The following is a 16,313-nucleotide window of genomic DNA, read 5'->3' as shown; positions in this document are numbered from 1 at the left end:
ATTCGCATAACTGAATAAATAATTGCAGATGAGAAATAAAAAGACAATTCTAATTATTGAAGATAATATCGATATCCGAGAAGGGACTACCGAAATATTGGAGTTGACAGGTAGGTATGATGTCATTACAGCCGAAAATGGGCGCGTTGGCGTCGACCTGGCGACAAGACATATTCCTGATTTGATTCTCTGTGATATCATGATGCCTGAATTGGATGGTTACGGCGTCTTATTTATGTTAAGCAAAATTGAAAGTACAACCAAAATTCCGTTCATTTTTCTGACTGCCAAAGCGGAACGCGCAGATATGCGCAAAGCGATGGAGATGGGAGCAGATGATTATCTGACCAAACCTTTTGATGATGTTGAATTGATGAATGCAATAGATGTGCGCCTCAAAAGACATGAGCAGCTGGCAGCAGATGTTTCGCAGGAAGATGATTTGAGTTTGAGTGCTGAAGAGCAGGTATTATTGCTACATGAACTTCTCGCTAATTCACGCGTGAAAACCGTGAAGAAAAAACAGTCTATTTATGAAAAAGACGATTCGCCAACATATGTCTATTTTGTGAAATCTGGACAGGTGCGCAGTTTTAAGTCTTATAAAGATGGACGCGAGCTGTCTACGGGTATTTTTATTTCAGGAAATTATTTTGGCTATGCCTCGATTTTGTTGAATGATAATTATGAAGACTACGCCGAAGCAGTTGAGCCAAGTGAAATTGTCTTGATACCAAAAGACAGTTTTCTGGAGCTGTTATGGAAAAAGCCTGCAATAGCCAGTAAATTTATTAAGCTTCTTTCTGTCGATTTACGGGAAAAGGAAGAACAATTGCTTGGCTTTGCCTATCATTCTGTCCGTAAGCGGGTCGCAAACGCGTTGATCAGTGTTGCTGAAAAAAGTGGAATCAATATAAACGAGGTCAATGCATGTACAATTGACGTGACACGGGATGGTCTGGCTTCAATTGCAGGGACAGCCAATGAAACTGTTTCCCGTATGCTCTCTGATTTTAAAGAAGAAAAATTGATTTCAAAAGAAAAAGGCAAAATATACATCAATTCCATCAAGAACCTGCGGGATGTGAAGCAGTAGGTGACAGAAACGAAGATTTAAAAATCAACAAAAAAAAGCGTGTTCAGTTTTTCTGAACACGCCTTTTTTAGTACATAACTGTTGGTATTTGCGAAATCATGCAAGTTTTTGTGAATTGTGATAAATATCATTTTAAGGTGTGGTGCTACATCATCTTTTTGCCCATATGCATAATTTACTTTTGTTCTTAGGATAAACCTTAATTGGTGATTGTAGAATCAGAATGAAAGTAGTAGTATATAATGTAAGGTCATTTGAAAAAGAGTTTTGGGCATTGGCAAATGCCAAACAACATGACTTAACTTTGATTTCAAATGGATTAAATGCGGAGACACAGAATTATGCGCGTGGAAAAGATGCGGTAGTTATTTCCGTGAGCGATATTTTGGACGAGAGCATGCTACTTAATTTAAAAGGGTTAGGGATCAATAAAATTATGACCCGGAGTAAAGATACTGCTCATATCGATTTAGTGAAAGCTGGAGATCTGCATATTCAGATTGCCAATGCGCCGTTCGAAGATCAGAGTCCCAAAGGACTGGCTGAGCAGACCGTCCGGAATCTCAACTTATGGGGAATAGAAAAATGTGTGGGTAAAGCCTGTTGTTGTCTAAACGACTGTGCAAAAAAAATAAAATAAAATGATTACATCGCAGGTTATAATGGAAGAATTGGTGCAGAAATATAATGTTGCCGCACCGCGCTATACAAGTTATCCAACCGTTCCCTTTTGGGATAATGAAGCATTTTCCCGGACGGCATGGACTAATCAAGTCTATCATACCTTTGGGCAATCGAAGGAGAAAGGAATCAGCCTGTATATCCATCTTCCTTTTTGTGAAAGCCTCTGTACGTATTGTGGCTGCAATACGCGCATTACAAAAAACCATCGCGTTGAAGAACCTTATATTGCGTCTCTTTTGAAGGAATGGGAAATGTACGTCGCTCTATTTAAAGGAGAAAGACCGTTATTGGCAGAAATACATTTGGGTGGTGGAACTCCGACCTTTTTCCACCCAGATAATTTGAGGGTACTGATTGAGGGAATCCTTAAACTTTCAGACCTGGCTCCTGATCATTCCTTCTCTTTTGAAGCTCACCCCGCCAATACAACGATCGCGCATCTACAAACTTTATTCGATTTGGGATTTCGGCGCCTGAGCCTGGGAATACAGGATTTTGATCCACTTGTACAGTTTGTGATCAACCGGCATCAAACATCAGCGGAAGTGGAAGAGGTTATGCTGAATGCGCGGAAAATCGGATTTGAGTCCATTAATTTTGACCTGATTTACGGATTGCCTAAGCAGACGCTTGCGACCGTCGCCGATACCATTCAAAAGTCGATGCTGCTCGCTCCAGACCGGATCTCTTTTTATAGCTATGCCCACGTGCCTTGGATAAAACCCGGTCAACGACATTATACCGAAGCAGATCTACCGAATGGTGCGGCCAAACTTGCCCTGTATAATCTTGGAAAAAAAATGATTTTAGCCCATGGCTATGAAGATGTCGGTATGGATCATTTTGCGAAAAGAGAGGACGAGTTATTTGTGGCTTTTCAACAAGAGCGATTACATCGCAATTTTATGGGGTATGCTGATCGGTTTAGCCCCCTGTTAATCGGTATTGGCGTCTCTTCGATCAGTGATGCTTGGGGGGCTTTTGCCCAAAATGTGAAGACCGTAGAAGAATACCATAAACTTATCGATGCAGGGGTATTGCCCGTTGTAAAAGGACATATACTCAACGAGGAGGATCTTCTTGTAAGGCGTTATATCCTCGATATGATGTGTAAAGGTAAAGTGCAGTTGCCGACAGGTGCGCCGTTGAATGGGCAGATTATCGACGAATTGTCTGAACTTGTTGCAGATGGTTTAGTTTCCATAACCGGCGACTTAATTCAATGTACTGCTATTGGACGCTCTTTTTTAAGAAATATCTGTATGGCCTTTGATCAGCGATTATTGCGTTCAAAAGCACAAAATCAATTATTTAGTCAGGCAATTTAGAACGAAGGTATGGCAGAGCTAAGGGATGAAATACAACTTGCAGAAAAATGTTTCCATTGCGGCGATAAAATTGAGGAAACGGGTTATCAGCTCGATCATCATGATTTTTGCTGTCTGGGATGTCAGACCGTTTACCAAGTACTGAACGATAGTGGTATGCAGCAATATTATCGCTATAATCAGCACCCGGGTAAATCAAATAAATCCAAGCAAGAAGATTTTTCCTATCTGGATGAACCACAGATTGCCGGTAAATTAGTGGATTATAAAGATGATAAGATGACTATCATCACCTTTTATATTCCGGCTATTCACTGTAGCTCTTGTATCTGGTTGCTCGAAAATTTATATAAACTAAATCCCAACGTACTGCAGTCGCGCGTGGACTTTATGAAGAAACAGGCGAGCATTACATTCAATCACAATGAGCTGCCATTGAAAGACCTGGTTTATCTTTTGGTCAATATCGGTTATGACCCTAAAATCACTTTGCAGGATGTTGTAAAGGAAGGGAATAGAAATAATTTGAATCCTTTGGTCGCAAAAATTGCTGTTGCCGGTTTCTGTTTTGGAAATTCTATGTTATTCAGTTTCCCTGATTATTTTGGAATGGGGAGTTTTGAAAAGGAATATGCCAATTTCTTTGGTTATATAAACCTGGCCTTTGGTCTCCCTGTTTTATTGTATTGTGCATCGGATTATTTCAAATCGGCCTATTGGAGTCTGAAACAAAAGAGATTGAATCTGGATGTGCCATTAGCTCTAGGAATCCTCGTGTTATTTTTGCGTTCCGCGTTTGAGGTGATCACACAGACAGGAGCTGGTTTTACGGATACACTCTGTAGTCTTGTATTCTTTATATTGATCGGAAAATGGGTACAACAACGTACCTATTATCATATCTCATTTGAACGGGATTACCGGAGTTATTTCCCCGTGGCTGTAACAGTATTGACGGAATCAGGGGACAAACCTGTACAATTAGCTGACGTTCATATCGGTGACCGTATCTTGGTTCGGAACAATGAAATTATACCCGCTGATGCCATGCTTTTAAAAGGCGATGCTGCGATAGATTTTAGCTTTGTAACGGGAGAATCAAGTCCGGTCAGTAAGACCTTAGGCGAAATTATCTATGCCGGCGGACGCCAGACGGGGGAAGCGATAGAACTTGAAGTGGTCAAACCGATTTCACAGTCCTATTTGACCAAATTATGGAATAATGAGAATTATAAAGATTATGACAAACATTTTCAAACATTTGTCAACTTTATAAGTAAATATTTTACTGTTGTTTTATTGGCTATTGCACTATTGGCTGCCTTATTTTGGGCCGTTGATGGTAGTGCAAGTAGGGCTTGGGGAGCTTTTACGGCGGTATTGATTATTGCATGCCCATGTGCGCTGGCGTTGAGCTCTCCATTTACCCTTTCTGCAGCGCTAAGTATTTTTGATCGAAATAAGTTCTATGTGAAAAATACGGCCGCAATTGAGCAGATGGCAACGATTGATACTTTGGTGTTCGATAAAACTGGCACAATATCATCGCCTAAAGCAACTTCAATTTATTTTGAAGGTAGTCTTTCAGCAATTGACAAAAAGTTACTGAATGCGGTATGTAGAAACTCTAGCCATCCATTGAGCCGTGAGATTGTCAAGTGGCTGAATGTCTCTTCTGCTATTTCGATACAGGATTTTAAGGAATTTCCGGGAAAGGGGATGCAGGCTAATGTAAGTGGCAAGGAAATTAAAATCGGTAGTGCTAACTTTTTGAATATCGGTAACATTAAAACAGATGGTTCAGTGGTTTTTATTCGTATAGGTGAGGAGTTAAAGGGGTATTTTACCATGGAGCAATCCTGGCGTGATGGCCTTTCGGCGTTGATTGAAGATTTTAAAGTTGAATATGACCTTCATTTGATCTCGGGCGATAACGATAGACGCCTGGATGCGCTGCAGTTAATTTTTCCGTCAAACGCAAGTTTGCTTTTTAATCAATCACCCATGGAAAAACTGAAAACAATTCAAAATTTTCAGGTAGACGGAAAGCATGTCTGTATGATTGGTGATGGCCTTAATGATGCAGGGGCATTGCGTAAAGCAGATTTGGGCATCGCCGTGAGTGATGATATCAATAACTTCTCCCCTGGTTGCGATGCAATACTGGATGGGGAGTCGTTTTCAAAAATGCCAGATTTCTTTGCTTTTAGTAAAGATGCGGTGAAAGTAATACATATGAGCTTTGGAATATCTCTTTTATATAATGTAATTGGATTGAGCTTTGCCGTGCAGGGTATTATGTCGCCATTATTTGCAGCGATTCTAATGCCAATCAGTACGGTAACGATCATCTCCTTTACAAGTCTCATGACGAGATGGTATGCCAAACGCCGTAAACTCTAGTTGTTATGGAAATAATGTATATTTTGATCGGTTGTAGTGTTTTGTTGGCTTTGGTTTTCTTATGTGCTTTTTTCTGGGCAAATAAAACCGGTCAGCATAACGATACCTATACACCTTCTATACGGATTCTGTTTGATGATGAAACGACAGAAGGAGAAGATAAAGAAGGTGACGTAACTAAAACGTTATCGTAATTAAATCAATTACTTTTTTTTGTAATTAAGGTTATTATCAATAAAATTGGGGGTAAATACCAATTTGAAAAAAAAATATATGCATAATAATCCATTTTCATTAAAAGATAAGGTAGTTGTAATTACGGGAGGTACAGGGATTTTAGGCGAAGCATTTGTTGAGGCTTTGGCCGAGGCAGAAGCCAAAGTCGCAATCCTTGGACGTAATGGACAAATCGGAGCGGAGCGTGTCCAGCAGGTAGAGTCTGTTGGTGGCGAAGCTATATTTATTGAAGTTGACATCATGAACGAACAGGATGTCACTCGGGCGAAAGATGAAGTTTTGCAAAAGTGGGGTAGGATAGACGCTTTAGTAAACGCCGTTGGAGGCAACATTCCCGGTGCAACAATTGGTGCCGATCAAGATTTATTTGCGAGCAATATTCAGGATACCATTAAAGCAATAGAGCTTAATTTGTATGGTACAATGATTCCTACGCATATTATTGGTCGTGTGATTGCTGAAAGCGGAAAAGGTGTCATCATCAATATATCTTCTCTTACAGCCAGTCGTCCTTTTACACGTGTTTTGGGCTATACTGTTGCAAAACACGGTATCGATGGGTATACAAAATGGATGGCCACCGAACTCGCTCAGCGTTATGGTGATCAAGTTCGTGTCAATGCAATCGCTCCCGGCGTATTCTTAACCAAGCAGAACAAAAACTTATTGATCAATCCAGACGGTACGTATAGCGACCGTACCAAACGTATTCTTAACGGAACTCCCTATAACCGTTTGGGCGACCCGCGTGAGTTAAAAGGAACTTTAATCTATCTATTGAGTGATGCATCGGCCTTTGTGACAGGGGAGACGGTTTTTGTCGATGGTGGTTTTAATGCATGGTGTGGCGTTTAATTAAACTTTAAGATGAGAAAATTAGAACAAACCTGGCGTTGGTATGGCCCCAATGACCCGGTATCTTTACAAGATATCAAACAGGCTGGAGCTACTGGTATTGTTACGGCATTACATCATATTCCACACGGTGAGGTATGGCCACTTGCCGATATTCAAGAAAGAAAACGCATTATAGAAGATGCTGGTCTTACCTGGTCTGTTGTGGAAAGTGTGACAGTACACGAGGAGATTAAGACAAAAGGTGCTAGGGTCGATGAATACCTCCAGAAATATAATGAGACTTTAACCAATCTCGCACAATGCGGCATCAAAACAATTTGTTATAATTTTATGCCGGTGCTGGACTGGACACGTACACAATTGGATTTAACCATGGCGGATGGTTCAAAAGCATTGTATTTTGACTGGATTGATCTGGCACTTTTTGATATTTTTATATTGAAACGTGATGAAGCACAGACAGCGTATCCAGAGGATGTTGTAAAACGTGCAACTTTACGATTTGATGAAATTTCCGAACAGCAAAAAGAAGAATTGGCAAATGTTGTCTTAATGGGGATCCCCGGAGAGAAGAATGTGGAATTGGAAGCGTTAAAAGCGAGCATTGATACCTATAAACATATTGGGAAAGATGGTTTACGCGGTAATTTGGTTTATTTCCTTCAGGGAATTGCGGCAACTTGTGAGGATAACGGTATATGTATGACCATTCATCCCGATGATCCACCGTATCCTATTTTAGGTTTGCCCCGCATCGCCAGTAATGGTGCGGATTTCGATTATTTTTTGAATGCGGTTCCACAACGATTTAATGGTGTCTGCTTTTGTACAGGATCCTTGGGGGCCAGTCAGACCAACGATTTGCCAGCGATCTTGGAAAATATCAAAGGGCGGGTAAACTTTGTTCACTTACGGAATGTGAGGAAAGATGCGATCGGAAGCTTTTATGAGGCAGACCATTTGGATGGGGATGTCAATATGTATAAAATCATGAAAATCCTGGTTGCTGAAAATCAATTGAGATCTACAGCGATCCCATTCAGACCAGATCACGGCCATCAGATGCTGGATGATCTGAATAAAGTAACAAATCCAGGGTATTCTGCCATTGGAAGACTGAGAGGACTTGCGGAATTACGGGGTCTGGAGTATGGTATTGTTGGTGAATAATACCAATAATTCGGGCGAAGATTGGAGATTATGACCTGTAATGAAGGTCTAGCATAAAGACGGTCGGGAAATAGGGGAGCTAACTTCTTATTTCCCGACTGTTTTGTTTTAAGTCTGTCGACGAATACTATGATCGAAAGAATTATAAGGATGATTTGCGAATGATGAGCTGTGTTGGAAGCTCAATCGTTTCAAATTCATGTATTGGTCTTGTTTGGTTAATGGTGGCGATTAATTTATTTGTTGCTAATTCTCCAATTTCTGTTGCAGGCTGTACAACGGTGGATAGCGCTGGATTTAACGAAGCAGCAATTTGTGTGTTTGAAAAACCGATAACGGCAACTTCGGAAGGAACCTGAATCTGAAGCTCAGCCAAAATACCCAATGTTCGGGTTGTAATAATATCTGTTGCTCCAAAAATTGCATCTATATTTTTATGCTCAAGATATTCTTTGCGCAAAATCTCCCGAATTGTTTCGTCTATATCGGTGGTATTATTAAAACTACATTCGATATAATGTCTAGTATCAAAAGGAATCCCCGCATCTGATAAAGCAGATTTAAAGCCATTTAATCGTTCAGCTGCGACCCCTAAGTTCTTTCCGGTGATATGCAAAATATTCTTTTTACCTTGTTCGATGAGATGCTTTGTGGCATTATATGAACCCTGGAAATTATCGACACCAACCTTGAATGTGTCGAGCTGGTGATTGATACGATCAAAAATAACGACGGGGATCTGCGATTTTATCAATGCTTTTAGCTCTTCAATATTTGAATCGGAAGAAACCGGAGATATCATTAAGCCATCAATACCGCGCATGCGTAAGACGTCAATACAATTTTTTTCGATCCGTTCGTCTTCCCGGCTTTGCATGAAAATAACGTCATAGACAGTCTGTTGAGAGGCTATTTGAATTCCATCGAGGATTTGTGAAACGAATGTATTACTAATGTTGGATACAATAACCCCTATTGTATTGGATTTTCCTATTTTTAAGCTCCGTGCCAACTTATTTGGGTGGAAATTATGCTTTTTGGCATATTCCTGAACCATCTTTTTAGTCGCTTCACTTATTTCGTAGCTGTCTGATAATGCTTTGGAAACCGTCGAAACAGAAATATTGAGTGCCAACGCTATATCTTTCAGGGTAGTTCTGCTCATCGCTTTGGTGGTTATTTTAAGAAGATAAATCTACATAAAAAAATGTATAAATGTGTTTTTATCTTCATAATTAGCCATTATCTATGGTCGGCTGGGACTTAGTCAATGGATTTGATTGGCAGGATTTCCTTTTTCTAATCCCTCTTCAAAATTAAAAAGAAGTTCAACATACTCGAAGCTAACGAAGGGCTTTTTGGCCCATGTAACCTATGCGAGTCCGAGTGTTTGGTGTTTTTTTGGCTATTTTTCGGTATTTCTAGGTAAGATGTCGCGCTGCGGTTCGTTTCGTTTTCGATCTTGAACCAGTCCAGAATCTATCCTGAATGAGCCTAGCGAGGGTTTAGCTAGGGCTTAGTTTCGCCCTGCGGGCAGGGTGCGGCTACCTTAAAAGTAACCTGAATCCGTGCCAGAGTTGGACTCAACACGGACTCAACACGGACAGGACACGGTTGCAGGGCAAACCTACCCCGAGCATGGTACGAAGCAGGTGGGGAGGGGAGCCGAAGGTTCCCGCAAGCCCTGCGTAGCAGCCGGAGCCCTGTCCACGGGGCGGAACCCAAGTTTGCCCTAAATGAGCCGTGCTTCCCCAGTAAATAAAGAAAAGTTGAGGGCTTCTTATTCCTTAGGCTAGCTTTTGTTTATATTTAGCTTAGCAATAAGTTAGGTTTTGTTTAGCTATAACCTATACTATACCTAAACAAAACCTAACTAAAACCTAAACTAAACCTAAGTAAAACGGTACAAAAGTATAGCTACAGAAGAAGGTATTCCGGCAGCCTGTGTTCTGCCATTGTTCTGGCTTTATCAATAGCCGGCACACCGTTTTCAATTGGGCAAAAGCAGAGCGAAGAATGCCCTTTGCATCTTTCAGGCCTAACAATACCACCTTTACTGTTCACGATACCGTTTCTCTTTCCCCGGGAAGTGGGAACACAGCAGGGTTAGCCCGGTTTCCGCGGTACGATCCAATTTCCAGCACCATTCCTTTTTCCCCAGGGAAGCCTGTGCCAAAGCCCGGTTCCCGGTATGTACGCAGCGCGCCGCGGTTCCCCTGCAATGTCCAGGTTAGATCCCGGTTCCCGTCCCCATTCTGTGCCGGATCCGGCGTTCCCAGCCTTCCGATCACCTGCTTTACAAAAAGAATCTCGCACCGTTACAGGTAGTTAAGGACAAAATGAAAATAATAAGAACAAAAGGCTTGGAAGTTTGTTTATAAACTCCCTATCTTTGCACCACTCCGCAAGGGAGGGACGGTTACTTCAAAAGAAGGAACCATGAAAAAAGAAGGGTTTGAGCAGGTCGGGCAGGATTTAAAATCCCGCTGATTTTATTTTAAACGCGGAAATCGGAAAAAGAGAAAAGAAAAAAAACTTCAGAAAGTTTTTGGAAGTTCAGAAAAGATTTCTACCTTTGCAGTCCCAACGGAAACGAAGGGAAAAACAAAAAAGATAAAGAGGGCGCAATGCCATCGGAATATAGCGGATACGGAAGTTGAAGCGGCAAAAGTTCTTTAAGAAAACACAATCATGTAAGCGTGACGAGTAGACAAACAAAAGTCATGAACAAATTCAAGTAATTCGTTCAATTCGATCCAAGATCAGAGATAAAAAAAGAATTCTGATTATGTAAATAGTTGGAATCAAAAACTTCATTTTACAATGGAGAGTTTGATCCTGGCTCAGGATGAACGCTAGCGGCAGGCCTAATACATGCAAGTCGGACGGGATCCATCGGAGAGCTTGCTCGAAGATGGTGAGAGTGGCGCACGGGTGCGTAACGCGTGAGCAACCTACCTCTATCAGGGGGATAGCCTCTCGAAAGAGAGATTAACACCGCATAACATAATTCTCCGGCATCGGAGTATTATTAAATATTTATAGGATAGAGATGGGCTCGCGTGACATTAGCTAGTTGGTAGGGTAACGGCTTACCAAGGCGACGATGTCTAGGGGCTCTGAGAGGAGAATCCCCCACACTGGTACTGAGACACGGACCAGACTCCTACGGGAGGCAGCAGTAAGGAATATTGGTCAATGGGCGGAAGCCTGAACCAGCCATGCCGCGTGCAGGATGACTGCCCTATGGGTTGTAAACTGCTTTTGTCCAGGAATAAACCTAAATACGTGTATTTAGCTGAATGTACTGGAAGAATAAGGATCGGCTAACTCCGTGCCAGCAGCCGCGGTAATACGGAGGATCCGAGCGTTATCCGGATTTATTGGGTTTAAAGGGTGCGTAGGCGGCCTATTAAGTCAGGGGTGAAATACGGTGGCTCAACCATCGCAGTGCCTTTGATACTGATGGGCTTGAATCCATTTGAAGTGGGCGGAATAAGACAAGTAGCGGTGAAATGCATAGATATGTCTTAGAACTCCGATTGCGAAGGCAGCTCACTAAGCTGGTATTGACGCTGATGCACGAAAGCGTGGGGATCGAACAGGATTAGATACCCTGGTAGTCCACGCCCTAAACGATGATAACTCGATGTTGGCGATAGACAGCCAGCGTCCCAGCGAAAGCGTTAAGTTATCCACCTGGGGAGTACGCCCGCAAGGGTGAAACTCAAAGGAATTGACGGGGGCCCGCACAAGCGGAGGAGCATGTGGTTTAATTCGATGATACGCGAGGAACCTTACCCGGGCTTGAAAGTTAGTGAAGAGTGCAGAGACGCACTCGTCCTTCGGGACACGAAACTAGGTGCTGCATGGCTGTCGTCAGCTCGTGCCGTGAGGTGTTGGGTTAAGTCCCGCAACGAGCGCAACCCCTATGTTTAGTTGCCAGCATTTAAGGTGGGGACTCTAAACAGACTGCCTGTGCAAACAGAGAGGAAGGTGGGGACGACGTCAAGTCATCATGGCCCTTACGTCCGGGGCTACACACGTGCTACAATGGATGGTACAGCGGGCAGCTACATAGCAATATGATGCTAATCTCTAAAAGCCATTCACAGTTCGGATTGGGGTCTGCAACTCGACCCCATGAAGTTGGATTCGCTAGTAATCGCGTATCAGCAATGACGCGGTGAATACGTTCCCGGGCCTTGTACACACCGCCCGTCAAGCCATGAAAGTTGGGGGTACCTAAAGCATGTTACCGCAAGGAGCGTGTTAGGGTAAAACCGATAATTGGGGCTAAGTCGTAACAAGGTAGCCGTACCGGAAGGTGCGGCTGGAATACCTCCTTTCTAGAGTATCGAAGATCGGTGCTCGTCACGTTACATATGATTGCAAGAAGAAAAAACATCAGAAGAAAGTGCCCGCCCCGAAAGGAGCAGGACCGAGAGAGATAGATGAACAGGAAATAGCTAGTCCCGTAGCTCAGTTGGTTAGAGCACTACACTGATAATGTAGGGGTCAGCAGTTCAAATCTGCTCGGGACTACGAAAAGTTAAGGGGAATTAGCTCAGCTGGCTAGAGCACCTGCCTTGCACGCAGGGGGTCAACGGTTCGAATCCGTTATTCTCCACATCTCCGGGAGGAACATCGACAGATGCTCCGAAGAAACAAACCGGAAAAAGAGTTCTTTGACATATTGAAAGAGAAAAAAAATTACAAGAGAAGACAACAGTATAGAGACAATACGTGTATGTGTTTGATGTAGAGAGGAGACCCTCGGTGAATGCCGAACGAATCTCTGCGTAGCATATGGGTATATATATCAAAAGCAGCCGCATAGTAGCAAAAGGCTATGCCGGTGAAGAAAGTAAATAAGGGCACACGGGGGATGCCTAGGCTCTCAGAGGCGAAGAAGGACGTGATAAGCTGCGATAAGCTACGGGGATTGGCAAATGCGAACCGATCCGTAGATTTCCGAATGGGGCAACCTGACTATTTGAAGAATAGTCGTATAAAACGCGAACGCGCTGAACTGAAACATCTAAGTAGGCGTAGGAGAAGAAAATAACAATGATTTCCCAAGTAGTGGCGAGCGAACGGGAAAGAGCCCAAACCGTTTATGTTACGGCATAGACGGGGTTGTAGGACCACGACATTGTACAGCGCTATGAACTGGAAGCAGGTGGGAAACTGCGCGACAAGGGTGATAGCCCCGTACAGGTAAAGAATGTTGACATAGTGGTATCCTGAGTACCGCGGGACCGGAGAAATCCTGTGGGAATCCACCAGCACCATCTGGTAAGGCTAAATACTCCTGAGAGACCGATAGTGAACCAGTACCGTGAGGGAAAGGTGAAAAGAACCCCGAACAGGGGAGTGAAAAGAACCTGAAACCGTGTGCTTACAAGCGGTTGGAGCAGACGAGTTCTGTGACAGCGTGCCTTTTGCATAATGAGCCTACGAGTTACTCTTGTCTGGCAAGGTTAAGTCCTTCAGGGACGCAGCCGAAGCGAAAGCGAGTCTTAATAGGGCGCATAGTCAGATGAGGTAGACGCGAAACCTTGTGATCTACCCTTGGGCAGGTTGAAGTTGCAGTAACATGTAATGGAGGACCGAACCGATAAACGTTGAAAAGTTTCCGGATGACCTGAGGGTAGGGGTGAAAGGCCAATCAAACTGGGAAATAGCTCGTACTCCCCGAAATGTTTTTAGGAACAGCGTCGGCGTAGAGTTTGATAGAGGTAGAGCTACCGATTGGGTGCGGGGGAGTCAAATCCTACCAAATCCAGACGAACTCCGAATGCTATCAAATATAGCCGGCAGTGAGGCTTTGGGTGCTAAGGTCCAAGGCCGAGAGGGAAAGAACCCAGACCATCAGCTAAGGTCCCCAAATTCGTTCTAAGTTGAACTAACGAGGTCCGGTTGCCCAGACAGCTAGGATGTTGGCTTGGAAGCAGCCATTCATTTAAAGAGTGCGTAACAGCTCACTAGTCGAGCGGCCGGGCGTGGATAATAAACGGGCATCAAGAACGGTACCGAAGCTATGGATTTGCACTGAAAGATATGCATCTGGTAGGGGAGCATTCCATCGCCGGGGAAGCACAGTGGTAATGCTGTGTGGAGGTTATGGAAAAGCAAATGTAGGCATAAGTAACGATAAGGCGGGTGAGAAACCCGCCCACCGAAAGACCAAGGTTTCCTGATCAACGTTAATCGGATCAGGGTCAGTCGGGACCTAAGGCGCACCCGAAGGGGGCAAGCCGATGGACAACTGGTTAATATTCCAGTACTCTTCATAACTGCGATGTGGTGACGGAGTAGTGACACTGCCGCGAACTGACGGAATAGTTCGTTGAAAGGCGTAGGTATAGGGACGGTAGGCAAATCCGCCGACCCTGCTGAAACCCAATAGTACAGCAAAGCTCCGGTGGCGCTGATAGAGCAGGTAACAGACTTCCAAGAAAACCCGCTAAGCTTCAGGTTATGAAGACCCGTACCGCAAACCGACACAGGTGGTCGAGGAGAGAATCCTAAGGTGCTCGAGTGAGTCATGGCTAAGGAACTCGGCAAAATGGCCCTGTAACTTCGGGAGAAGGGGCGCTGTCTCGAAAGAGCAGCCGCAGTGAAAAGGCCCAGGCGACTGTTTAACAAAAACATATGGCTTTGCAAAATCGCAAGATGAAGTATAAGGCCTGACACCTGCCCGGTGCTGGAAGGTTAAGAGGGGATGTCATCGCAAGAGAAGCATTGAATCGAAGCCCCAGTAAACGGCGGCCGTAACTATAACGGTCCTAAGGTAGCGAAATTCCTTGTCGGGTAAGTTCCGACCTGCACGAATGGTGTAACGATCTGGGCGCTGTCTCAGCCATGAGCTCGGTGAAATTGTGGTATCGGTGAAGACGCCGATTACCCGCAACGGGACGGAAAGACCCCATGCACCTTCACTATAGCTTAACATTGAGATTGGGTACAGGATGTGTAGGATAGGCGGGAGATGTTGAAGTGGCTTCGCCAGGAGTCATGGAATCAACCTTGAAATACCGCCCTTTCTGTATTCGGTTTCTAACTCGGTATTTCCGAGGACATTGTTTGGTGGGTAGTTTGACTGGGGTGGTCGCCTCCAAAAAGGTAACGGAGGCTTTCAAAGGTAAGCTCAGTACGCTTGGTAACCGTACGTGGAGTGCAATGGCATAAGCTTGCTTGACTGTGAGACCGACAAGTCGAACAGGGTCGAAAGACGGACATAGTGATCCGGTGGTTCTGTATGGAAGGGCCATCGCTCAAAGGATAAAAGGTACGCTGGGGATAACAGGCTGATCTCCCCCAAGAGCTCATATCGACGGGGAGGTTTGGCACCTCGATGTCGGCTCGTCACATCCTGGGGCTGGAGAAGGTCCCAAGGGTTGGGCTGTTCGCCCATTAAAGTGGCACGCGAGCTGGGTTCAGAACGTCGCGAGACAGTTCGGTCCCTATCTGTTGTGGGCGTTGGAAGTTTGAGTGGATCTGACCTTAGTACGAGAGGACCGGGTTGGACAGACCTCTGGTGAACCTGTTATGCCGCCAGGTGTACGGCAGGGTAGCTACGTCTGGAATAGATAAGCGCTGAAAGCATCTAAGTGCGAAACTAGCCACGAGATGAGACTTCCTTATAGGGTCGTAGAAGATGACTACGTTGATAGGCCATAGGTGTAAAGGTTGAGAGACCAAAGCCAAGTGGTACTAATAGCCCGAAGCTTTCTCAAGCAGATAACACTGTTGTCTTCCTCTTTAATTTTTAGAAACGAAAAGAATAACAAACAGGAAACGAACCTCTTTCAATACATATGTCATTTGGCATGAATCACATGATAAGAATATCATAGATCATCCAATAAAGATTTTTAGGTGCCTATATCGGCGGTGTCTACCTCTTCCCATTCCGAACAGAGCAGTCAAGCCCGCCAGAGCCGATGGTATTGCCGTAACAGGTGGGAGAGTAGGTCGGTGCCTTTTTTACACGGAAGCCCTTGCTGGAAACAGTCAAGGGCTTCTTTCGTTTAGATACTCCCCGTACTACCCGCTACTTCCCCGTACAATGCTATTACCTATCTTCCATACTTCCCCGACCGGAGCCGCCCCGCAGCCTTTATTGTGTCTGCTCAAGCTCAGGCCATCACTGCTCCTTTTCGAAAAGGCTTTGGCTCACTGGCTACAGTTGGATAGTACAATACATTGAAAGATTAAGGTTTGCGACTTTGATAAGATTAGATACGCTATAGATGCAATTCGCTTCATGCGGATAGTCCTCGATGTTTTCGGAATAAATTTGTGAATATAGCATTGATTTCAATCCATATCGCTATTAAAATAGCGCACTGTACGGTAGGAAATTTGATTATGGTCACTTTTGATGTCAGATATACTGGTGAAAAGTACCTTTCAGAATCTCAATTTTCGCTAAGTCATTTAGAACCAGTAGCCGAAATTAGTAACTAAGCCTTGTAATACTGTAATACAAAAGTGACGTACATCACTTTTTTACGCATTACCCATCATTA

The 16,313-nt window shown here is 43.9% G+C and carries 9 protein-coding genes, 2 tRNA genes and 3 rRNA genes; 12 read left to right on the top strand and 2 right to left on the bottom strand.

Going from position 1 to position 16,313, the window contains the following annotated elements; all coding sequences use genetic code 11:
• The first annotated feature begins 28 nt into the window (after nucleotides 1–28).
• The 7 genes from DTA23_RS06725 to uxuA all read left to right on the top strand — a co-directional run bounded on the left by DTA23_RS06725 (nucleotide 29) and on the right by uxuA (nucleotide 7,776).
• A complete protein-coding gene (locus DTA23_RS06725; RefSeq protein WP_112374206.1) occupies nucleotides 29–1,096 on the top strand; it encodes a response regulator in 1,068 nt (355 codons plus the stop codon).
• A gap of 223 nt (nucleotides 1,097–1,319) precedes the next feature.
• Nucleotides 1,320–1,736, top strand: coding sequence for a Rossmann-fold NAD(P)-binding domain-containing protein (locus DTA23_RS06720; RefSeq protein ID WP_112374205.1), 417 nt, complete (start codon nucleotides 1,320–1,322; stop codon nucleotides 1,734–1,736).
• A 1-nt stretch (nucleotide 1,737) separates the two neighbouring features.
• A complete protein-coding gene (gene hemN / locus DTA23_RS06715) occupies nucleotides 1,738–3,108 on the top strand; it encodes an oxygen-independent coproporphyrinogen III oxidase (protein ID WP_239468719.1) in 1,371 nt (456 codons plus the stop codon).
• Nucleotides 3,109–3,117: 9 nt separating this feature from the next.
• Complete coding sequence (locus DTA23_RS06710) at nucleotides 3,118–5,511, top strand: heavy metal translocating P-type ATPase (RefSeq protein ID WP_112374204.1); 2,394 nt, start codon at nucleotides 3,118–3,120, stop codon at nucleotides 5,509–5,511.
• 5 nt (nucleotides 5,512–5,516) lie between these two features.
• The gene (gene ccoS / locus DTA23_RS06705; RefSeq protein ID WP_075991720.1) at nucleotides 5,517–5,705 is read left to right on the top strand and encodes a cbb3-type cytochrome oxidase assembly protein CcoS; all 189 of its coding nucleotides are present in this window, start codon (nucleotides 5,517–5,519) and stop codon (nucleotides 5,703–5,705) included.
• A 79-nt stretch (nucleotides 5,706–5,784) separates the two neighbouring features.
• Nucleotides 5,785–6,603: an SDR family oxidoreductase gene (locus DTA23_RS06700; RefSeq protein ID WP_070567614.1), complete on the top strand. Its 819-nt coding sequence runs from the start codon at nucleotides 5,785–5,787 to the stop codon at nucleotides 6,601–6,603.
• A 12-nt stretch (nucleotides 6,604–6,615) separates the two neighbouring features.
• The gene (uxuA, locus tag DTA23_RS06695) at nucleotides 6,616–7,776 is read left to right on the top strand and encodes a mannonate dehydratase (protein WP_112374203.1); all 1,161 of its coding nucleotides are present in this window, start codon (nucleotides 6,616–6,618) and stop codon (nucleotides 7,774–7,776) included.
• Between the two features lie 142 nt (nucleotides 7,777–7,918).
• Here uxuA and DTA23_RS06690 read toward each other — a convergent pair whose 3' ends face one another.
• Together DTA23_RS06690 and DTA23_RS06685 are read right to left on the bottom strand one after the other, a co-directional pair.
• Nucleotides 7,919–8,941 carry a LacI family DNA-binding transcriptional regulator gene (locus DTA23_RS06690; protein ID WP_112374202.1) on the bottom strand — a complete coding sequence of 341 codons (1,023 nt, stop codon included), beginning with the start codon at nucleotides 8,939–8,941 and terminating at the stop codon, nucleotides 7,919–7,921.
• A gap of 895 nt (nucleotides 8,942–9,836) precedes the next feature.
• A complete protein-coding gene (locus DTA23_RS06685; protein WP_112374201.1) occupies nucleotides 9,837–10,067 on the bottom strand; it encodes a hypothetical protein in 231 nt (76 codons plus the stop codon).
• 529 nt (nucleotides 10,068–10,596) lie between these two features.
• Here DTA23_RS06685 and DTA23_RS06680 point away from each other — a divergent pair.
• The 5 genes from DTA23_RS06680 to rrf all read left to right on the top strand — a co-directional run bounded on the left by DTA23_RS06680 (nucleotide 10,597) and on the right by rrf (nucleotide 15,768).
• A 16S ribosomal RNA gene (locus DTA23_RS06680) occupies nucleotides 10,597–12,125 on the top strand.
• 122 nt (nucleotides 12,126–12,247) lie between these two features.
• Nucleotides 12,248–12,321 (top strand) — tRNA-Ile (locus tag DTA23_RS06675).
• An 11-nt stretch (nucleotides 12,322–12,332) separates the two neighbouring features.
• Nucleotides 12,333–12,406: transfer RNA gene (locus tag DTA23_RS06670), tRNA-Ala, on the top strand.
• Nucleotides 12,407–12,637: 231 nt separating this feature from the next.
• A 23S ribosomal RNA gene (locus DTA23_RS06665) occupies nucleotides 12,638–15,518 on the top strand.
• A gap of 138 nt (nucleotides 15,519–15,656) precedes the next feature.
• Nucleotides 15,657–15,768, top strand: a 5S ribosomal RNA gene (rrf, locus tag DTA23_RS06660).
• The 16S, 23S and 5S rRNA genes sit together here with 2 tRNA genes alongside, the layout of an rRNA operon.
• Nucleotides 15,769–16,313: the final 545 nt, after the last annotated feature.

This window comes from Sphingobacterium multivorum (genome assembly GCF_900457465.1).
Lineage (GTDB): Bacteria > Bacteroidota > Bacteroidia > Sphingobacteriales > Sphingobacteriaceae > Sphingobacterium > Sphingobacterium multivorum.
Note: the sequence above shows the minus strand (reverse complement) of the source record. Positions and strands in the feature narration are given on the sequence as shown.